Source organism: Cryobacterium sp. RTC2.1, from assembly GCF_035018685.1.
Lineage (GTDB): Bacteria > Actinomycetota > Actinomycetes > Actinomycetales > Microbacteriaceae > Cryobacterium > Cryobacterium glucosi.
Genome location: NZ_JASJXJ010000008.1, coordinates 25,189 through 45,335, shown reverse-complemented (window position 1 = coordinate 45,335; position 20,147 = coordinate 25,189). Strand labels below are relative to the sequence as shown.

At 70.3% G+C, this 20,147-nt stretch carries 17 protein-coding genes and 1 tRNA gene; 8 read left to right on the top strand and 10 right to left on the bottom strand.

The window, feature by feature from the left end:
• On the bottom strand, nt 1-598 hold a 598-nt coding region (locus QN357_RS02410; protein ID WP_323504390.1), incomplete at its 3' end, for a CoA transferase subunit A.
• Between the two features lie 176 nt (nt 599-774).
• Between QN357_RS02410 and QN357_RS02405 the strand changes: the two genes are divergently transcribed.
• Nucleotides 775-1,593: an IclR family transcriptional regulator gene (locus QN357_RS02405; protein WP_134560556.1), complete on the top strand. Its 819-nt coding sequence runs from the start codon at nt 775-777 to the stop codon at nt 1,591-1,593.
• 105 nt (nt 1,594-1,698) lie between these two features.
• On the opposite strand, the gene QN357_RS02400 is transcribed toward QN357_RS02405, so the two are convergent.
• The 4 genes from QN357_RS02400 to galU all read right to left on the bottom strand — a co-directional run bounded on the left by QN357_RS02400 (nt 1,699) and on the right by galU (nt 4,739).
• A tRNA-Ala gene (locus QN357_RS02400) sits at nt 1,699-1,771 on the bottom strand.
• 96 nt (nt 1,772-1,867) lie between these two features.
• On the bottom strand, nt 1,868-2,965 hold the full coding sequence (locus QN357_RS02395; protein ID WP_323504388.1) for a hypothetical protein: 1,098 nt from the start codon (nt 2,963-2,965) through the stop codon (nt 1,868-1,870).
• 145 nt (nt 2,966-3,110) lie between these two features.
• Nucleotides 3,111-3,770: a GNAT family N-acetyltransferase gene (locus QN357_RS02390; protein WP_134449330.1), complete on the bottom strand. Its 660-nt coding sequence runs from the start codon at nt 3,768-3,770 to the stop codon at nt 3,111-3,113.
• A 75-nt stretch (nt 3,771-3,845) separates the two neighbouring features.
• On the bottom strand, nt 3,846-4,739 hold the full coding sequence (gene galU / locus QN357_RS02385; protein ID WP_134558259.1) for a UTP--glucose-1-phosphate uridylyltransferase GalU: 894 nt from the start codon (nt 4,737-4,739) through the stop codon (nt 3,846-3,848).
• Nucleotides 4,740-4,773: 34 nt separating this feature from the next.
• Here galU and QN357_RS02380 point away from each other — a divergent pair, with 34 nt between their 5' ends.
• The 3 genes from QN357_RS02380 to mscL all read left to right on the top strand — a co-directional run bounded on the left by QN357_RS02380 (nt 4,774) and on the right by mscL (nt 6,298).
• Nucleotides 4,774-5,352, top strand: coding sequence for a 5-formyltetrahydrofolate cyclo-ligase (locus QN357_RS02380; protein ID WP_134558258.1), 579 nt, complete (start codon nt 4,774-4,776; stop codon nt 5,350-5,352).
• Nucleotides 5,353-5,426: 74 nt separating this feature from the next.
• Complete coding sequence (locus tag QN357_RS02375) at nt 5,427-5,852, top strand: FmdB family zinc ribbon protein (RefSeq protein ID WP_323504387.1); 426 nt, start codon at nt 5,427-5,429, stop codon at nt 5,850-5,852.
• Between the two features lie 11 nt (nt 5,853-5,863).
• The gene (mscL, locus tag QN357_RS02370; protein WP_323504386.1) at nt 5,864-6,298 is read left to right on the top strand and encodes a large conductance mechanosensitive channel protein MscL; all 435 of its coding nucleotides are present in this window, start codon (nt 5,864-5,866) and stop codon (nt 6,296-6,298) included.
• Between the two features lie 65 nt (nt 6,299-6,363).
• Here mscL and QN357_RS02365 read toward each other — a convergent pair whose 3' ends face one another.
• Both QN357_RS02365 and QN357_RS02360 read right to left on the bottom strand, forming a co-directional pair.
• The gene (locus QN357_RS02365; RefSeq protein ID WP_281535693.1) at nt 6,364-6,645 is read right to left on the bottom strand and encodes a hypothetical protein; all 282 of its coding nucleotides are present in this window, start codon (nt 6,643-6,645) and stop codon (nt 6,364-6,366) included.
• Nucleotides 6,646-6,706: 61 nt separating this feature from the next.
• The gene (locus QN357_RS02360) at nt 6,707-10,495 is read right to left on the bottom strand and encodes an AAA family ATPase (protein ID WP_323504385.1); all 3,789 of its coding nucleotides are present in this window, start codon (nt 10,493-10,495) and stop codon (nt 6,707-6,709) included.
• Between the two features lie 197 nt (nt 10,496-10,692).
• Between QN357_RS02360 and QN357_RS02355 the strand changes: the two genes are divergently transcribed.
• Genes QN357_RS02355 through QN357_RS02345 form a run of 3 tightly spaced genes read left to right on the top strand, consistent with a single transcriptional unit; the run spans nt 10,693 to nt 12,939 of the window.
• Nucleotides 10,693-11,685: an adenosine deaminase gene (locus QN357_RS02355; RefSeq protein ID WP_323504384.1), complete on the top strand. Its 993-nt coding sequence runs from the start codon at nt 10,693-10,695 to the stop codon at nt 11,683-11,685.
• 32 nt (nt 11,686-11,717) lie between these two features.
• On the top strand, nt 11,718-12,005 hold the full coding sequence (locus tag QN357_RS02350) for a hypothetical protein (RefSeq protein ID WP_323504383.1): 288 nt from the start codon (nt 11,718-11,720) through the stop codon (nt 12,003-12,005).
• Entirely contained in the window at nt 11,998-12,939 is a 942-nt protein-coding gene (locus QN357_RS02345; protein ID WP_323504382.1) for an alpha-L-glutamate ligase, read from the top strand. Before QN357_RS02350 ends, QN357_RS02345 begins: the two co-directional genes overlap by 8 nt.
• A 59-nt stretch (nt 12,940-12,998) precedes the next feature.
• Here QN357_RS02345 and QN357_RS02340 read toward each other — a convergent pair whose 3' ends face one another.
• Nucleotides 12,999-14,015 carry a magnesium and cobalt transport protein CorA gene (locus tag QN357_RS02340; RefSeq protein ID WP_134558253.1) on the bottom strand — a complete coding sequence of 339 codons (1,017 nt, stop codon included), beginning with the start codon at nt 14,013-14,015 and terminating at the stop codon, nt 12,999-13,001.
• Nucleotides 14,016-14,078: 63 nt separating this feature from the next.
• On the opposite strand from QN357_RS02340, the gene QN357_RS02335 reads away from it, so the two are divergent.
• Nucleotides 14,079-14,774 (top strand): 4'-phosphopantetheinyl transferase family protein, encoded by a 696-nt coding sequence (locus tag QN357_RS02335; RefSeq protein ID WP_134449321.1) that lies wholly within the window; start codon nt 14,079-14,081, stop codon nt 14,772-14,774.
• Here QN357_RS02335 and QN357_RS02330 read toward each other — a convergent pair.
• Nucleotides 14,731-16,164: a M1 family metallopeptidase gene (locus QN357_RS02330; RefSeq protein WP_323504381.1), complete on the bottom strand. Its 1,434-nt coding sequence runs from the start codon at nt 16,162-16,164 to the stop codon at nt 14,731-14,733. The genes QN357_RS02335 and QN357_RS02330 overlap by 44 nt on opposite strands.
• On the bottom strand, nt 16,137-20,102 hold the full coding sequence (locus tag QN357_RS02325; RefSeq protein WP_416347603.1) for a Pls/PosA family non-ribosomal peptide synthetase: 3,966 nt from the start codon (nt 20,100-20,102) through the stop codon (nt 16,137-16,139). Before QN357_RS02325 ends, QN357_RS02330 begins: the two co-directional genes overlap by 28 nt.
• Between the last annotated feature and the right edge of the window lie 45 nt (nt 20,103-20,147).

Sequence of the window (20,147 nt, the reverse complement as noted above, 5' to 3'; positions counted from 1 at the left end):
AGATCGTGCCGCGCGGCACGATCTGTTCGGCCTCGGCGATCGTGACGATGCCGGCGGTCGCGACGAGCGGGTTGAAGTTGCGGGCGGTGTACCGGTAGACGAGGTTGCCCTCCGTGTCGGCGCGCCAGGCGTGCACGAGGGCGACGTCGGCGACGATGCCGCGTTCCTGCACGTAGCGGATGCCGTCGAACACCGCGTGGGGCTTGCCCTCTGCCACGAGGGTGCCGACCCCGGTCTTCGTGTAGAAGGCGGGGATTCCTGCTCCCCCGGCCCTGAGGCGCTCGGCGAGGGTGCCCTGGGGGCTGAATTCGACCTCGAGCTCGCCCGCGAGAAGCTGCTCGGCGAAGAGCCGGTTCTCGCCGACGTACGACGCGATCACCTTCCGCACCTGCCCGGTCTCGAGCAGCCGGCCGAGACCGATCCCGTCGACGCCCATGTTGTTCGAGACGACCGTGAGATCACGAACACCGGATGCCCGCACCGCGTCGATCAGGTCGGCGGGAATCCCACAGAGGCCGAAGCCGCCCACCGCGAGCACGATCCCGTCGTGGAGGACGTCACCGAGTGCGTCGGCCGCGCTGGTCAGTACCGTGGACATGGTCGTCTCCTCATTGAGCATTCACTGTGTCCACCCTGTGGACACGCTGTCTGACGGCCATGCTAACCGGGCGGCGAGGACCGTGTCAATCGCGGAAATCCGTGCGTTGGATTGCGCATCCACCCCGTGAACACTAGGCTCACCATCATCCACATTATGGACACATAGGAGTCGAGATGACCACGGTTGACGCAAAAGGACCGGGCGGCACCGTGCAGGGCGGCACCGTGCAGGGCGCCCAGGTGACGGCCCGGATCGCCCTGCTTCTCCGGCTCGTGGGCCGCGCGCCGGGCGGGGCTGCGCTCTCCGACATCGTGCGGGACTCCGGCCTGACCCGGCCGACCGTGCACCGCCTGCTCACCTCGCTCGCCGCAGAGGGGCTGCTCGACCACGATCCCGTGCGGCACACCTGGCACTACGGGCCCGAGATCTTCGTGATGGGGGTCGTCGCCGCCGACCGATACCCGATCGAGGAGCTCGCCCGGCCGAGCCTGCGCCGGCTCGCCGAGGAGACCGGCGAGAGCGCCTTCCTCTCCATCCGCCGAGGCGCGGAGACCGTCTGCCTGCTGCGGGAAGAGGGCAGCTTCCCGATCCGGTCGTTCGTTCTGCACGAGGGCGTGCGGTTCCCGCTCGGCGTCGCCTCCGCCGGGCTCGCGATCCTCGCGTACCTGCCGGAGGACGAGGTGACGGCATTGCTGGGCGGCGAGCTCGCAGCGACGTGGGGTCCGGCGCACACGGCGGCGGGCATCCGCTCGAACCTCGAGCTCACCCGCACCACGGGGTATGCGGTCAACCCCGGGCTGATCCTGGAGGGCAGCTGGGGCATGGGAGCGGCGATCTTCGATCGGTCCGGCCGGCCGGCGTGGGCGCTGTCCCTGACCGGGATCGAGCCCCGGTTCCGGCCGGAGCGACAGGAGTTCCTCGGTCGCCTGCTCCTCGAGGAGGCGAACCGGATCACCCAGGAGTTGCAGAAGCCCGGCCCGCTCGCGCACTGATCCGCGCAACCCTCACGCGTCGCCGAGTATCGTCGTGGCTGGAATTCACCCCGGAAACGACAAAAGGACCGGGGCCGCTGGGCCACGATCCTTCTGTCTTGCCGGTGGAGCTAAGGAGATTCGAACTCCTGACCTTCTCATTGCGAACGAGACGCGCTACCAACTGCGCCATAGCCCCCAACCGCTTATGAAGAATATCACGCGTTGGGCCTCGTTCTGAGCACACCCCGTGCGCGGCGACCTCCTGGCGGAACGGGGGTGCTCGTCCGAGTGCCTACCCGGCGGCGCGGCGGCGGCGCAGAACGGCGTCGAGGTCGGTCATTCCCGGCTCGGTCTCGCCGACGATGCCCATCGACGCGAAGCGGCTGACCGGTGCGGCGGCCGTTGCCTTGCCCGCGACGGCGACCGGCCCTGTCTTCGTGACCGGCCTTGTGCCCACGTTCGTGCCCACGTTGCTGCCCAGGCTGCTGCCCTGGGCGAAGATCGTTCCGGTGTGCCGGAGCGGCGTGACCGCGACCTGCAGCTGGTCGGCTCGGCGGGCCACCTCGGCCTCCGCGGCTGCCCGGCGGAGCTGCGCGGCGGCATCCGCTGAAGCCATGGCGACCTGGGCGACCGTGCCGGGGGCGAGGTGCAGCGGGCGGGGCAGCGGGTGCGGCGTCCAGGTCTGCACGGGAACGGGGGTCTCCTCGAACTGCACCGGTTCGAAGTCCTGCCCGACGAGCGGCCGGGAGCGGGCTTCGGCGACGGCGGGGCCCGCGGCGACGGACCGGGCCCTGGCGTGCGCGCTGGTGCGGGCGAGGCGGTTGAGGGTGCCGAATGCGAGGACGCCGGAGGCGGCGCCGACGGCGAGGAGGACGGCCGAGCCGCCGGAGACCAGGGCGACGAGGCCGAGTGTGACGGCCAGGAGGCCGCCGAGGAGCACGAGGGTCGCGAGGGCACGCACGCGGCGCACGCGCCGGCTCCTGGCCGCTGCGTGCCCGATGACGGTGGACTGGGCGGCGCGTTGGGCGGCGGCCTGTACCGCGGCGACCTGCGCGGCGGCGGCGCGTTCTGCTGCGGCCTGGGCGGCGACCGCGCGGCGGGCGGAACTCGCGGCGGCCATCACGGCCTTGGCCTCGACGCGAGCGTCCTCCTCGGCCTGCGCGAGCAGCTTCTGCTGGGTCACGACGGTGCGGGCATTCGCCTCGAGTCGTACCTCCTGCGGAATCTCCGACGTCTCCGCGAGGATACGCATGGTCTGCTGCAACCGAACCGCATTGCGTTCGATCGTGAGATATTGGCGTCGTCGGGTCCAGGTCGGCATCAAATAGGCCACCCAGAGCACGGCGGCGACCCCCACCATGACTCCGCCACCCAGGACCTCGCTACTCATGCTCCCTACGGTATGAGTCAGGGGCCGTTCCGGCGCTGATTAGACGGGGTGTGTCCGCCGACTCGCCGGTGAATCGACGATTCTTTTTTGCGCGGCGTGTCTTTTTGCGCGGCGTCTCTGCTGTGCGCGGGTTGTGGTTCGATGCTCAGTACTCGGCCACACCGAGCGGATGCGCCGCCGCGGCCCTGTCCGCGGGGGTCACCGCCGCAGCATCGGCGGGGGCCGCCCCGTCGCGCCAGCGGCGCAGCACGCCCTGGCGCACTTCCTCGGCCACGAGGGCGAAGCAGAAGTGATCGCGCCAGTCGCCGTTGATGTGGATGTAGCGACGGCGGAGGCCCTCGTAACGGAAGCCGAGCTTCTCGACGACGCGCAGGGAGGGGCCGTTCTCCGGCCGGATGCAGATCTCCATCCGGTGCAGGCCGAGCTGCCCGAAGCAGTAGTCGGTCGCGAGGGCCACGGCGATCGGGGTGATCGAACGACCGGCGAACTCCTCGGCGACCCAGTATCCGATCGTCGCGCTCGACAGCGAGCCCCAGCTGATCGAGGAGACGTTGAGCTGGCCGGCCAGCCGGCCCTGGAATTCGATCACGAACGGCAGGCCGTTCCCGGTGCGCGAGTGCGCGAGCAGGCTGCGAATGCTCGCGCGGGTGTCGAAGGACATCGGCGCGTACGGGCTGGTCGCCTCCCAGGCGCGCAGCCAGCCTCGGTTCTCCATCAGGGAGCGTTCGAGGTTTTTGTCATCGCGCAGCCGGATGGGACGCAACGTCACATCACCGTCGAAGAGCGTCGGAATCGCGATCGCCACAACCTGCCTGTCTACTCGGATTCAACTGGTGTTCCCCCACTGTAGTCACCCGGATCAGTCCCCGAGTCACCCCGATCAGTCGAGGGTGGCGGCGAATCCCTTGAGCCATGGGCGCAAGTCGGGACCGAGGTCTTCGCGGTCGACGGCGAGCTGCACGATGGCCTTGATGTAGTCGAGCCGGTCGCCGGTGTCGTAGCGGCGACCGCGGAAGATGACGCCGTAGACGCCGCCCGTGGTCTCGGGGTTCACCGCCATCTCCTGCAGGGCGTCGGTCAGCTGGATCTCGTTGCCCTTGCCCGGCTCGGTGTGCTCGAGCACGCCGAAGACCGAGGGGCGGAGCACGTACCGGCCGATGATGGCGAGGCTCGACGGGGCATCCGCTTCAGCGGGCTTCTCGACGAGGCCGGTGATGCGCACGACGTCGGGGTCGTCGGTGGCCTCGATCGCGGCGCAACCGTAGAGGTGGATCTGCGAGGGCTCGACCTCCATGAGCGCGATGACGCTCGTGTTGCGTTCGACCTGCTCGGTGAGCATCTTCTCGAGCAGTGGGTCGCGGGCATCGATGATGTCGTCGCCGAGGAGCACGGCGAAGGCCTCGTTTCCGACGTGCATCTTCGCGCGGAGGACGGCGTGGCCGAGGCCGAGCGGGTCGCCCTGGCGAACGTAGTGGATGTCGGCGAGGTCTGTCGCGAACTGAACCTTGGCGAGGCGGTCCTTGTCGCCCTTCTGGATCAGGACGTCCTCGAGCTCGGTCATCCGGTCGAAGTGGTTCTCCAGGGCGTTCTTGTTGCGCCCGGTGATCATCAGGACGTCGTTCAGGCCGGCCGCGACGGCCTCTTCGACGACGTACTGGATCGCCGGTTTGTCGACGACGGGGAGCATCTCCTTCGGCATTGCTTTCGTGGCCGGGAGGAAGCGAGTTCCCAGACCAGCAACGGGAATGACGGCTTTCGTGATGCGTGTACCCATGGCCCCTACGCTATCGGCATCTAGGATGACTTATATGGACTCCGAGACCGTTCACCGAAAGCGGGCGCTCCGCGCCGAACTGCGTGAGCGCCGGCAGAACATGACCTCGGTCGAGACGGATGCCGCGACGGCGGGCTTCACCGCGAACCTGCAGAGCATCGTCGTCGACCTCAGCGCTCGCTCCATTTCCTGCTACCTGTCCGCCAGGAACGAACCCAATACCCGGCCGTTCGTGAACTGGGCCGAGGCCCAGGGCATCCGGGTGCTCTTCCCGGTCTCCCGGGACGACGGCCTGCTCGACTGGACCGTCGGCGAGGACCAGACCGAATTCCCCGGTGTCTCCGGGATGCCAGAACCCGCGGGCAGCCTGCTCGGGCCGATCGCGATCAATGACGTCGACCTGATCATCGTCCCCGCGGCCGCCGTCGACACGACCGGGCTGCGGATGGGCTGGGGCCGCGGCTACTACGACAAGACCCTCGGGTCGATGGAGAAATGTCCCCCGGTCTACGCCGTCGTCTTCGACAACGAATACGTCGACTCCGTGCCGCGTGAAGTGCACGACCAGCCCGTCGACGGCCTGGTCACGCCCACGCGCATCATCACCTTCTAACTCATCCACCCTCACGTTCATCTATTTCAATCAGGGTTCCCGGCGCGCGCCGGGTTCCTACAGCCGGAGTTTCAGTGCCTACCTATTCCTACCGTTGCACCGAGTGCGACACCGCGTTCGATATCCAGCAAGCCTTCACCGACGACACGCTGACCGTCTGCCCGACCTGCGGCGGCAAGCTGCGCAAGGTGTTCTCCTCGATCGGCGTGAGCTTCACCGGTTCGGGCTTCTACCAGAACGACTCCCGCTCGGACGCGAAAGCGGCCCTGCAGGCGCACCCGAAGAAGCACGCCAAGTCGCACGCGGACACCGCGTCGCACGGCGAGAAGGGTTCGCACTCCGACAAGGGTTCTGACAAGCCCAAGAAGGCCGAGAAGTCGGAGAAGAAGTCGGGCGCGTCGTCCGAGAAGTCGGGCGGGGCATCCGCCGGCCCGTCGTCGTCATCGTCGTCGTCCAGCTCCCCATCAACCACGAGCGCGGCTTCGCCCGCAAAATCTTAGGAGTATTCCCCATGATCCAGGGCTTCAAGGAGTTCATCATGCGCGGCAACGTGATCGAACTCGCGGTCGCGGTCGTCATCGGCGCGGCGTTCACGTCGGTCGTCAACGCCATCGTCACGGGCATCTTCAACCCATTGATCGCGGCGATCTTCAAATCGGAGAGCCTCGCCGGCGCGATGGGCGTTCCGCTGCCCGGCGGCGGCACCCTGGCCTTCGGACTCGTGCTCGCGGCTCTCATCAACTTCCTGCTCATCGCCGCCGTCGTCTACTTCGTCTTCGTGATGCCGCTCAACAAGCTCAAGGAGGCGCAGGAGCGCCGCCGCGCCGCCGGCCTGCCGCCGAAGGACACAACCGTCCCCGCGACCGAGCTCGACCTGCTCACCCAGATCCGCGACCTCCTCGCCGCGGACGCCGCCAAGCCCGACACCGGCCCGTCCCCGAGGTAGCTCTCCTCCGGCGTGCCTGCCGTAGCGTCGGAAGCGCGTACGCAACGGCGGATGCCGGGCGCAGGTCACCAGTGCGGCGGGCGGTCCTGACGCAACTGGGCCTCGTTCGCGCTCCGTGACGGCTCGGTTCCGGCGACGTGCGGTGCGACGCCGCCCTCCTCGCGCAGGACCGGCGGGTGCGGGTTCGGATCCGTGTCCGGCGCCGGCGTCAGGCGCGCCCGGCGGGCTCCGCCGCGGGCTTTCACGACGGACTGGCGCGGCGCTGACGCGGGATTCGCCGGGTCGAGTCCGTGCGACCGGTCGGCTGCACTCTCCGGGGTCTCGACCCAGTCGTCGGTGTCTTTCACGACAGGTCCTTCAGGTCTTCCCCGGACGGCACTGCAGTCACGAGGGCGCGGGCGCCGTCCGTCACGCGTGCGGGTACTGAGCTGCCGGCGGCGTGGGGGGTGTGACGCCGACGAGGCCGGCGACGCGGGTGGCGACGGCGTCCGGGTTGCTGAACAGTTCGAAGGAGTGCACCCGCAGGTAGTGCCAGCCGAGTCGCCGCAGCACCTCTGGACGGAGCCTCAGCGACTCGCGCAGGCTTGCCCGGTCGACGACGGCATCCGTTTCGACGACGACGGCTCGGCCGGCGTGCGAGCCCGCGAGGGCGAGCTTGCCGCGGTGGCCGAGCGTCACGGTGACGCCGAGGCGTTCGAGGCGCTGGGCGAGGTCGACGAGCATGGGCTCGGTGGCATCGGGGACCTGCGCCTCGTTGTGCCTGGCTTCGGTCTCGGTGAGCACCTGGGCGAGGGCGAGGATGCCGTGGCGCTGGCGGTCCTCGTCGATGTCGGCGGGGCGGAAGCAGGAGACGATGTCCATGGCGCGGCGGGCCCGGGTCATGCCGATCGCGAGCAGGCGGTCGCCGCCGGGTTCGCCGAGCGAGCCGAAGTTGGTCAGCAGGCGTCCGTGCGGGGTGCGGCCGTAGCCGATCGAGAAGATCACCCGGTCGCGGCTCTGGGCGACGGCCTGTTCGAGGGTGAGCACGGTGAACGGTTCGGCCCGGTCCTTGAGGATGAAGTCGGCCAGGTCGGTGCGCTTGGAGAAGGCGGAAAGCACGGCCTGGTGCACGCGTACGGCGTGGCGTGCGCTCGCGGTGATCACCATGAGCGATTCGCGCGGGCGCTTGACGGCGTGGTCGAGCACGAGGTCGACGACCTTCGTGACCTCGGCGTCGACGCTCTCGACGGCTCCGCTGTCGGCGTCGGGCATGCCGTGGCCGCCCGCGACGTAGTTCAGGGTGAGGCTGCCGTGACCGAGGTAGCTGCCTGCCCACGGGAGGGAGTCGATGCGGCCGCCGTAGAAGCGGTGGTTGACGAGTTCGGTGAGGTCTTCGCCGCCGGCCCGGTAACTGCGGGTCAGGGTGAGGGTGGGCAGCAGTTCGCCGAGGCGGGCGAGGGCGGAGTCCGCGTGCAGGGCGTCGACGTTGGTTTCGCGCTCTGCGCGGTCTGCGAGGCTGACGCGGCTGACGCGCGCGTTGGCGTTCGTGCCGCCGCCGGCATCCGTGATGCCGGTCTCGAACGGCGACGGCGTCTGGGTGACGGGGTCGCCGAAGGCCACGATCTGCTTGCCGCGACGGATGGCGCCGACGTTCTCGGCGAGGGTCGTCGCGCCGGCGTCGACGAGGAGCACGGCGTCGAAGTGCTGGTCGTCGAGCTTGGAGACCTCGTACGGCGAGGCGAGCCAGACCGGGGCGAGCACGCGGCCGAGGTGCGGGGCCGCCTTGTTCAGGCGGGACGGGGTCGCGCGGTCTGCGCGCAGCAGGCGGCGAAGACGGTCGGCCTCCTCGGGCCAGTCGACGATGCCGATCTTCCAGGTTTCGGCGAGGAGCCAGCCGAGGCGCTGCCCGGTCGTCGACGCGTGGGCCTCGTCGACGAGGCGGAAGTCGGCCTCGAGACGGTCGAGCACCTGGGTGTTCGCGTTCAGGAGCGCCTTGTCGGCACCGAGCATGGTCTCGAGCACGGACTGCCACCAGGCGAGCTCGAGTTCGTTGGCGACGTTCTCCTCTGAGACGTGCCGCTTCGCGAGGTCGGTCATCAGGGGGTCGAGGTTGTGTTCGCGCAGCGTTGCGAGCAGCGCGGTGCGCTCGTGCAGGTTGGCGAGCACCTCGCTCTCGGCGGCGAGGCCGGAGATCGTGTAGATCAGTTCCTTGACCGGGCGCATCGCGAGCTGCCGGTTCGTGCCGGTGTTGCGCAGTGGGATATCGAGGGCCGCGAGGTCTTCGGAGACGCGCTGGAAGGCGACGTGGACGTCGGAGATCCCGACGGGCACCTCCGGCATGACGCCGGCGACGACGTAGCGCTGCCAGAGGGTGCGCTGCTGCTGGATCCGGCGGAGGCTGTCGTTCAGGTCGGTGACGTGCACGCCCGGCCGCAGGTATTCCTCGGCGAGGCGGCGCAGGCGCCGTCGGCTGGTGCCGGTCATGTCCGGAGAGTCGCGGCGGGCGGACGTCGCCGAGATGAGCTCGGTGAGCGAACGGTCGAACACGGCCGGCTGGAACTTGTCGAGGGTGTCGCGAATGTCGAGCAGCAGACGCAGGTACACGCCGAGCTCTGCGATGGTTTCGAAGGGCCGCAGCCGGGTCTGGCCGACGAGGCCGGCGGCACGCTCGAGCAGGCGCGGCAGCTCGACCTGGTTGACCCGCTTGGCGAGCTGGTGGGCAGCGGATGCCTCGGCCGGCACCGCGAAGGACGCCCCGTACCAGGGCGAGTCGCCTGGACCGTAACGGAACTGGCCGAGCGCGGCCGCCTTAATCAGCGTCTGCGCCGCCGTCGCCCGGTTCTGGGCGAGGCGCTCGAGCGCGTGCCGCTCGAGCCGGGCGGTCGTCGACGGCGGGGAGGACAGCTGGGCGAGCCTCGCGAGTTCGCCGAGGGCGTCGAGCACGGAGACGCCGAGGGCAGGGTCGCGCCGGGTGAGGGCGCCGCGGTAGTCGAGCAGCACCTTGCGGAGCCGCACGAGGGCGTCGTCGACGTCGCCGACCATCGGCTGGACGGCCTTCTCGTTGCGGGTGATCGAGGCGATCAGGTCGCGGCGCAGCAGCCGTGGGGTGACGGCGACGCCGGGGAGGCCGACCTGGGTGAGGCGCTGGTTGATGCCGTCGAGGCTCGAGCGGCGGGCGCTCACGACGAGGACACGCTTGTGCTGGGAGATCAGGGAGCCGATCGCGTTGACGATCGTCTGGGTGCCTCCGGTGCCGGGCAGGGTCTTGACGACGAGCGAGTTGCCTGCCGCGATCTGCGCGACGACGTTCTCCTGTTCGGGGTCTGCGTCGAGCAGCAGCACGTCGGTCGCGGGCGGCCGGGAGTCCTGGCCGATCGGCACGACGGGGTTGTATGCGCCCTCGATGGCCCGTCGGGCGCTCGGGTTCCCCGCGATCGCGTCGAGCAGCGGATGCTCGAGGTGCGCGGCATCCGCCTTCATGGCCCGGCCGACGTCGGCGAAGGAGGATGCGACGAGGCGCGGGGTGACGTTGAACCAGGGCAGGTGCGAGGTGAGGCCGCGGAGGCGGTCGATGACGGGCTGCGGCTTGAAGGCGCCGTTGGTCACGGCGAGCGCGACGAAGGCGTCGGCGTCGAGGGTGATCTGGAACTGCTCATGCAGCGCGCGGCCGAGTTCGGGATTCAGGAACGGCTGGCCCTTGAGCTTGAGCTCGAAGTCGCGGCCGTAGCGGCGGATCGCGAGCGGGCGGAGCAGCACCGGGCCGAGGAAGTCGACGTCGCCGAAGCGCCATTCGGCGAGGCCGATGCCCAGGTGCACCGATTCGATGCCGCGCATGGAGCGCAGTTCGATGCCCTTCTGGGTGATCTCACCGGCCGCGAGGCGGGCGTTGCGCAGCGCGAGTTCGTCGCGGATGAGGTTGGAGAGCAGGGTGGACTTGCCGGTGATGAACTGCGGAAGTCCGCCGGGGTGGGCCTGGCTCAGTTCGATGCGGGTGCGCGGCTCGTCCGCGAAGTGCAACAGAGGCGAGCGCCCGCCGATCTCGGCGAGTTCGGTGCGCCATCGGTTCCAGACCGGCTCGGCGATGTTTCCCGCGACGACCGAGGGATCCCCGAGGCTCACGGTCTGCGGGGAGACCGCATTCCGCGGCTCACCCGACGGAGCATCCGGGTTGGTCGACAGGATGTCGTCGTCATCTTGTTTTCTATCGAGGCGCCACACACCGACACCCTAAGTCCGGAAAACACCGTTCGGCCGCAGGCTCCCCGGGTTTCGTGGGGATTCGCGGGAAAACCCGCGGATTTGTCGTGTTTGCCGACCGTCGTGCTGGACCGTGCGCTGGCGGGCGCTTCCGCCGGTGCGCTGAACGAGGACACCACTGGTGAATCGGAGCCGACCGGGCTTGCGAGAATGGGGAAATGAAACTCCCCCTGGTCGAACTCCACCTGCACATCGAGGGCACTCTCGAACCGGAGCTCATCTTCGAGCTGGCCGAACGCAATGCCGTCGTCCTGCCTTTCGCGACCCTGGCGGAGTTGCGGGCGCAATACGAGTTCACCGATCTGCAATCCTTCCTCAATCTGTACTACCACAACCTCGACGTCCTGCGCCAAGCCGCCGACTTCACGGACCTGACCCGGGCCTACCTCAGCAGGGCCGCTGACGCGGGGGTGCGGCACGCCGAGATCTTCTTCGACCCGCAGGCGCACACGAGCCGCGGCATCCCGTTGCTGACCGCGCTCGGCGGGGTGGCGAATGCCCTCGGCACCTCGGTCCCGGACTTCGGCATCTCGACGAAACTGATCGTGACGTTCCTGCGCGACCGGCCCGCGAACGAGGCCCTGCAGATCCTCCGCGAGATTCTCGCGAGCGGCTACACGATCGACGGTGTCGGACTCGACTCCGCGGAGGTCGGCTACCCTCCGGAACTGTTCGAGGAGGTCTTCGCGCTCGCCGCCGCGAACGGGCTGCGCCGGGTCGCGCACGCCGGCGAGGAGGGCCCGCCCGAGTACGTCTGGAGCGCGCTCGACCGGCTCGGGGTGGAGCGGATCGACCACGGCATCCGCAGCCTCGAGGATCCCGCGCTCGTCGAACGGCTCGTGCGCGAGCGGGTGCCGCTCACGGTCTGCCCGTTCTCGAACGTGCGGCTGCGTGCGATCGACACGCTCGCCGACCACCCCATCGTGCGGATGCTCGACCTCGGCCTGCTCGCGACGGTCAACTCGGACGACCCCGCGTACTTCGGCGGGTACATCGACGACAACCTCGCGGCGCTCGACGCCGAGTTCGGACTCGGGCCTGACCGGCTCGCCCTCCTCGCCCGGAACGGGATCGAAGCCTCGTTCCTCGATCCGGCGGAGAAGGCCGCGCTCGGCGCGGACGTCGACGCCTGGCGCGCCGCCCAGGCGTGACCGGCACCGTGAACGAGGGCTAGTGCCCTGAGGTGCAGGGCGCGGGGACCGGTGAGGCCCTCGTCCGTGCCGCGATCGACGAGGCCCGCGCCTGGGGCGTCTCCGCCGTCGTGCCGGTTTTCACCGCCTGCAGGACCGTGCGATCCCGACAGCAGCGAGACGAACAACTGGATGTCCGAGTCGGCTGGCTCGTGCTCGGCACGGTGGTTGTCCGGGTCCCCGAGCGCGGTGCTCGCGGGTCACGCACCGTCACGACCTGCCACGGAGACGACCCTGGTCGCGCGGCCTCTGCCGTGTTCGTACGCTGGAGTGATGACTGAGCTGCCGCGCGTGTACATCCTCCACGAGAACCCCGACTGGCTGCCGCCGTTCACCGCGGCCTTCGCCGCAGAAGGCGTCCCTGCGGAGGAGGTCCTGCTGACCCGCGGCTCCATCGATCTCGACGCCGAACCCGCACCGGGCGTGTACTGGTCGCGGATGAGCGCCTCGGCGCACAGCCGCGGAAACGTGCACTCGAAGGACTACACCCGGGCCTATCTCCGCTGGCTCGAAGACTCCGGACGCCGCGTCGTCAACGGCGGGGACACGATCAACTTCGAGGTGAGCAAGGTGCAGCAACACCGCGCCCTGCGCGCGGCGGGCTTTGACGTTCCGAAGACCGTTGCCGTGTTCGGTCGTGACGACCTGCGTGAGCGCTCCCGCGAATTCGCGACGCCGTTCATCACGAAGCACAACCAGGGCGGCAAAGGACTCGGCGTGCGGCGCCTCGACTCGTTCGAGGAGTTCGACGCCTACCTGGCCTCGCCGCTCTTCGAGGAGCCGGCCGACGGCATCACCCTGCTCCAGGAATACCTGCCCGCGGAACGGCCCTTCATCACCCGGGTCGAGTTCGTCGGCGGGCGTTACGTCTACGCGGTCCGGGTCGACATCTCGGCGGGTAGTTTCGAACTGTGTCCGGCAGACGCGTGTGTCATCGACCCGGGAAACGACGCGGCAGCGGTCGAGCCGTTCGCCCTGCGCAAGGGCTTCGACAGCGACCCACTGATCGCCCGGTACGAGGCCTTCCTCGCCGACCACGGCATCGAGATCGCCGGCATCGAGTTCATCGAGACCGCCGACGGCCGCCGGGTCACCTACGACGTCAACACGAACACGAACTACAACCCCGCCGTCGAGGCCAGCGCCCCGCTGCCGGCTGCCCGGGCGATCGCCCGGTTCCTCGGCGGGTTGCTGACGGCGAGCGTCCCGGCCTGACCCTGCGCTTCAGGCCTCAGGCGATCGGTTCTGATCTGCGCGGCGGGCGCCCGAAGCGGCTACAGCCAGTTGTTCTTCTTGAAGACGCGCCAGAGCACGAAGCCGCCCGCGACCATCAGCCCGAGGGCATAGGGGTAGCCGTACTCCCAGTGCAGCTCCGGCATGTTCTCGAAGTTCATCCCGTACACGGTTCCGACGAGGGTCGGAGCGAACAGGATCGCCGCCCAGCTCGAGATCTTCTTGACCTCTTCGCTCTGGGCCAGGCCCGTCTCCGAGAGGCGCCGGGTCTCGTCGTTCTGGCGCTGGGTGACGAGGGTCGAGTGCACGATCAGCGCGTTGTCGAGGATCTGCCGGAAGGCCGAGCCGCGCTCGTTGATCCGCAGCACGTGGTCGAGCACGTCGTCGAGGTGGTGGTGCAGCTCGACCTCGACGTTGTACTTCGCGAAGCCGCGCTTGAGGGCCTCGAGCATGCCGATCAGCGGCTGGGTCGCCCGCTGGAACTCGATCACCTCGCGGGACAGGTCGTAGATGCGCCGGGCGACCTCGGGGTCGCCGTCGAAGATCTCGTCCTCGATCTCGTCGATGTCGTTCTCGAGGCCGGCGATCACGGGCGCGTATTCGTCGACGAGCTGGTCGAAGATCGCGTAGAGCACCGCCTCAGGGCCGAGGGCCAGGAGCCTCGGCGTCGACTCCATCCGTGCGCGCACTTTCGCGAGGTCCGGGGATTCGGCGTGGCGGATGGTCACGACGAAATCGGGCCCGACGAAGACGTGCAGTTCGCCGAATTCGACCCGCTCCTCGGCGTCGATGTACCGGGCCGGGCGGAGCACCACGAAGAGGATGTCGTCGAACCGTTCGAGCTTGGAACGCTGGTGTCCCTTGAGCGCGTCCTCGACCGACAGGTGGTGCAGGTTGAACTCCGCGGCGATGGAGCGCAGCTCAGCCTCTTCTGGCCGGTACATCCCGATCCAGGCGAAGCCGCCGCATTCGGTCAGAGTCGCATAGGTCTCATCGAGGGAGGCAGGCGTCGCGAGGCGTCGACCGTCCACGTAGACCGCGTTGTCAATCAGTGTCATGTCGTGCTCCTCGAGTGCAGCTACCAGTGTGCCACCGGCCGTGGGTTCGGCCACACTTGGTGCATGGAATCCATCGGCGAGGTGATCGTCATGGTCGCGCCGCGTTCACCAACGGATGCCGCCGACCGAGCCCTGCTGGCGGCGGCCGCCGCGTGGGCGCTCGGCCTCGATCCCGCGAGCGTGCGGGTCTGTCGCCGCTGCCCGCACTGCGGGAGCGCCGAGCACGGGGTGCCCTCCCTCGCGGCCGTGACATCCGGGTCTGCGCCGCACCCGACCGTTCACCTCAGCCTCAGCCGGGCGTCCGGCCACGTCGCCGTCGCGGTGAGCTTCGCCGGGCCCGTCGGCGTCGACATCGAAAGCGTGGACGCCGTCGCCCGCTCCCCCCTCGCCGACGTCGCCCTGTCTCCTCGCGAGCGGGCGGCGAACGCCGCAGACCTCGCCGGGATCTGGTGTGCGAAGGAGGCGATCCTGAAGTCGACCGGCGACGGCCTCCGCGTCGATCCGCGCGACCTCACCCTCGCCCCCGCCCCAACGGCCGGGTTCGGCCCGGCGCTCGCCTCCTGGCCCGGCGCCGGCGTCGCCCTGGCCGACATCCTCCTCGCGAGCTTCGACCCCGGCGCGGGCCTCGGGCTCGTCGGCCGGGTCGCCGTGCTCGCCCGTCCCGGAACCGGCCCCGCGTCTCAGCCGGCCCTCCGACTGCTCGCCTCCCCCGACGTCAGAGCTTGGGGAGGGCGGTCCGGTAGATCCAGCGGTCGATGATGCGGCGGATTTCCTCGCTCCCGGTGTGGATGGAGACGAACTCGACAAAGGCATCCGTCGAGACGAGGCCGTGCCGGTTCGCGCGGGTCCAGGCGCGCAGGGTGTCGAAGAACACCGCGTCGCCGAGGGAGCGCCGCACGGCGTGCAGGGCGAGCGCACCGCGCTTGTAGACCCGGTCGTCGAACATGTTGTGCGGGCCGGGATCGCCGACGAGGAGGTCCTGCGGTTGCGCCTCGAGCCTGCCGCGGTGGAACACCGCGCTCTGCTCCGCGGTGCGTCCGCCGGCGTGTTCGCCCCAGATCCATTCCGCGTAGCAGGCGAAACCCTCCTGCAGCCAGATGTCGCGCCACGCGGCGGCGGTGAGGCTGTTGCCGAACCACTGGTGCGCGAGCTCGTGGGCGATCAGGCGGTCGCTGCCATGGTTGCCGTCGACGTGATTGCGGCCGAACACGGCGAGGCCGTGCGCCTCGAGCGGGATCTCGAGCACGTCATCCGTCACGACGACCGAGTACCCCGGGAACGGGTAGGGGCCGAAGGTCGTGCTGAACACCGAGACCATCTCGCCGAGCCTTCCGAAGTCGACGCCGACGTTGTGCGCGAGGTTCGACGGGAAGTGCAGCATGATCGGCACCGGGGCCGGGCCGCCCGCCGCAACCGGCGGCAGCACGCTCGAACGGTACCGGCCGATCATCACGGAGGCGAGGTAGGTCGCCATCGGTTCGACGACCTCGAAGGTCCACCTGGTGTGGCCGGAACGGGTCGACTTCGCGGTGAGCGTGCCGTTCGAGACCACGGTGTACGGCGCCTCGCAGCTCACCGCGATCCGGTACGTCGCCTTGTTGCTCGGGTGGTCGTTGCAGGGGAACCACGAAGCGGCCCCGCACGGCTGGCCCGCGACGAGGACTCCGTCGAGCAGTTCCTCCCAGCCGACCTCTCCCCAGATACTCCGCAGCGGATGCGGCGCCCCGCGATACCGCACGGCGATCTCGAACCGTTCCCCGGCTTCCATCGTCGTCAGCGGGGTCACCACGAGCTTGCGTCCGGTGTGCACGAACTTGCGCGGCCGGGCGCCGTTGACCGTGACCCGGTCGACGCTCAGCCCGTCGAAGTCGAGGCTGAACCGGTCCAGGCGCATCGTCGCCACGAGGGTGATCGTCGCGGTCGCGCGCAACTGGTTGGTCGCGACCCGGTAGTCCAGGTCGAGGTCGTAGTGCAGCGCCCGGTAGCCGCCGTTGCCCGCGCCGATCAGGTAGGGATCGCCGGCCGTGCCGGCGCCGATCGTCGTCGGGAGGTTGAGGGCGACCTTGCCGGACGAACCGGCAGAGCCCTTGCCTGCGCCGTTCGTCCCGCCGGTCTGCGGGCTCACGGTGTCCACGGCAGTCTGTGCCACGGCGAGATCGGGTTTCCTGACCAGACCGACCCGGCAGGCACCCGCTCGCCGCGCATCACGAGGGACGCGGGGCCGACCGTCGCTCCGGCATCCACCGATGCGGCGGGCAGGATCACGCTGTGCGGTCCGAGGGTGGCCCCCTCGGCGAGCGCGACCCGGTCCAGCTGCATGATCCGGTCGTGGAACAGGTGAGTCTGCACGACGCAGCCCCGGTTCACGGTGACCCCGTCGCCGAGGGCCACGAGGTCCGCTTCCGGCAGCCAGTATGTCTCGCACCAGACGCCGCGGCCCACCCGGGCCCCGATCGTGCGCAGGAACATCGACAGGGCGGGGGTCCCGGCGGCCTTCGCCGCGAACCACGGCCGGGCGACCATCTCGACGAAGGTGTCCGAGACCTCGTTGCGCCAGATGAACGATGACCAGAGCGGATGCTCGCTCACGGAGATCCGCCCGACGAGCGCCCACTTGGCGAGGCTCGTCACGACCGCGGCGACGGCACCGGCCGCGAGGAGCACGATCCCGCCGAGCAGGATCGCCCAGCCGAGACCGAGGCCGAGCCAGAGGGCGTCGAGCGCGGCGAGCACGCCGAGGGCGATCAGCCCGGTCACGACAACCGGCACGATCCGGAGCACCTCCCAGAAGGCACGGGCCGTGCGGAGACGGGCGGACGGCTGGAACGTGCGCGCCTCGTCGACATCCGTCACGAGCCGCCGCAGCCGCTCTGGCGGGTTGCCGAGCCACGAGGACCCGCGCTTGGCCTTGCGCGGCGTGGACGAGAGCACGGCGACGAGTCCGTTGCGCGGCACCGTGCGGCCGGCGCCGGCCATGCCGCTGTTGCCGAGGAAGGCGCGGCGGCCCACCTTGGCGGGCCCGATGTGCATCCAGCCGCCGCCGAGTTCGTAACAGGCGACCATCGTGTCGTCGGCGAGGAACGCTGCGGGCGCGATCGTGGTGAGCGCGGGGATGAGCAGCACGGTCGACGCCTCGACGCCCGCGCCGACCTTCGCGCCGAGCAGGCGCAGCCAGACCGGGGTGAGCAGGCTCGCGTAGACGGGGAAGAGCAGAGTGCGCGCGCCGTCGAGGATGCGCTCGGTCATCCAGACCTGCCAGCCGAACCGACTGCGCACAGGGTAGTAGCCCTCGCGGAGCCCGACGCCGAGCACCCGTACGGCGAGCACGACGAGCAGCGCGTACACGAGCCCGGCGACCACCACGGCGAGCGGCATCATCAGCGCGGCCCGGCCGAGCGCGAGGCCCAGGGTGCCGGCGTCGCCGATCGCGGCGCCGACGAGGAGGGCGGCGAGAATCACCGCGACCGCGGGCATCGCGGTCATGCCGAGCGCGCCGAGGGCGTATGCGGCAAGCCAGCGCCGGCCGCGTGGCGGGTGTTCGGCCGGCCAGGCGCCGCGGGCGGCCCCGACCCGGGTAGCAGGCGAGCCGGCCCAGCGTTCGCCCTCCGGCACGTGGCCGGACACGGCGGCGCCGGGTTCGATCACGGCGCCCTCGCCGATCACCGCTCCGCCGAGGAGGGTGCTGCGCGCGCCGATCGTGGCGCCGGCGCCGATCTTCACCCGTCCGATGCGCAGCACGTCGCCGTCGATCCAGTAGCCGGACAGGTCGCTCTCTGGTTCGATCGCGGCGCGCTCGCCGATGGACAGCATCCCCGTCACGGGCGGGAGCGCGTGCAGGTCGACGCCCGGTTCGATGCGGGCGCCGAGCGCCCTGGCGTAGTAGCTGATCCAGGGCGCTCCGGCGAGGCTCACGGCGTCGACGAGCAGGGACACCTGCTCGGCGAGCCAGAGCCGCAGGTGCACGGACCCCGCCCGCGGGTAGGCGCCCGGCTTCACCCCGCGGAGGAGGAGCCGGGACGCGAGAACGGAGAGCGCCATCTTGCCGGGCGGGGTGACGAAGACGAGGAATCCGGCGAGGATCCACCACCAGGACAGCGTCGGCGCGAACGTGGCGCCGCCCGCGGCGAGCAGGTTGTTCGCCGCCGCGAGGTAGACGAGCCAGCGGGCGCCGACGAGCGCGTGCAGCGGGATGCCGAGCAGGGTCTGCAGGAGCTGGCTGCGGAACGGGACCGGAAGCACGGTGCGCGCCGCGGCCACCACGGCGGGGGTGCGGGAGTCGAGTTCGTCGGCGAGAGCGCCGATGCGGGGGTGGTCGTAGATGTCGTTAACCCGGGTGTCCGGGTAGCGTTCGCGGAGCGCGGAGACGAACTGGGCGGCCGTGAGCGAGCCACCGCCGTGTGCGAAGAAGTCGGCGTCCGGACCCTCGACGGTGGACCCGAGGATGGCAGCCCACTTCTCGGCGAGCCAGGCCGCCGTCGGAGACAGCAGGCCGGCATCCGTGTCGTCGCCCGTCGCCGGGAGCGGCCAGGGCAGGGCGGCCTTGTCGACCTTGCCGGAGACCCGCGTGGGCAGCTCGTCGACGACGGCGAGCAACGGCACGAGAGCGGCGGGTAATTCCTCCCGCAGGCGCACGGTCGCCTGGCCGCGGTCGAAGGCGGATGCCGCGTCGACGAGTGCGAGGTAGCCCACGAGCACCTGGTTCCCGGCCGGGGTGCGCTGCACGACAGCGGCGGCACCGGCGACGCCCGGCAGGGTGCGCAGCGCTGCCTCGATCTCGCCGAGCTCGATGCGACGTCCGCCGAGCTTGACCTGGTCGTCGGCGCGGCCGGCGAAGACGAGGCCGGACGCCTCGAAGCGCACGAGGTCGCCGCTCCGGTAGGCGCGCGGCCAGCCGAGGCCGGCGTGCGGGGCGTACTTCTCGGCGTCCTTGGCCGGGTCGAGGTAGCGGGCGAGGCCCACTCCCCCGATGATGAGTTCCCCGGTCTCGCCTTCGGCGACGCGGGCGCCCGCGGAATCGACGACGGCGAGGTCCCAGCCGTCGAGGGGCAGGCCGATCCGGATCGGCGCGCTGCCGTCGAGCAGCGCGGCGCACGCGACGACGGTCGCCTCGGTCGGCCCGTAGGTGTTCCAGACCTCACGGCCCCTGGCCTGCAACCGGTCGGCGAGTTCGGGCGGGCAGGCTTCTCCGCCGAAAATGAGCAGGCGCACCCGTTCGAGGGCTTCCTCCGGCCAGAGGGCGGCGAGGGTCGGCACCGTCGACACGATGGTGATCCCGTGCGCGATCAGCCACGGGCCGAGGTCGACGCCGCTGCGCACCAGCGAACGGGGAGCGGAGACGAGGCAGGCGCCGTTCCGCCAGGCCAGCCACATCTCCTCGCAGGAGGCGTCGAAAGCGACCGAAAGGCCCGCGAGCACCCGGTCGGCGGGGCCGATCGGGTCGGCCCGGAGGAACAGTCCGGCCTCGGCGTCGACGAACGCGGCCGCGGAGCGGTGCGAGACGGCGACACCCTTCGGCACCCCCGTCGAACCGGAGGTGAAGATGACCCAGGCGTCGTCGCTGCCGCGGGGCAGGGTGCGGTGGGTGTGCGCGAGGGTCAGGTCCTCCTCGGGCGGCAGCATCCGCTGCCTGAGCATGACGTCGTCCACCGCCGGCCGGAACTCGAAGACGCCGCCGCGGCCGATCACGCCGACGACGCGGGCCTCGCTGAAGACCAGGTGAGCGCGTTCCTCTGGGTCGTCGGCGTCGACCGGGACATAGGCGGCGCCGACCCGCAGGGTCGCGAGGATGGACACGTAGAGTTCGCGGGTTCCGGAGGGGATGCGGATGCCGACGGTGTCCCCGCGGCGCACGCCGGCCTGGCTGAGGGTGAGCGCCTGCTCGTCGACGAGGTGCCTGAGCTGACGGTAGCTGACGGTGCCGGACTGGTCCTCGAGCGCGAGCGCGTTGGGGTGCCTGGCTTCGGTGGCGAAGAGGATGTCGATGAGGGTGCGCGCCTCCGCCGTGCGCGATCCGGCCTCGAGCACGGCCTGGGCGGCGGACTGCGCTGCGGCCTGGGTTGCGCCCTGCGGAACGGGGGTCTCGGTCACGCTCGCTCCTCGGATCGGGACGCGGTGCTGCACACCGCACGACGA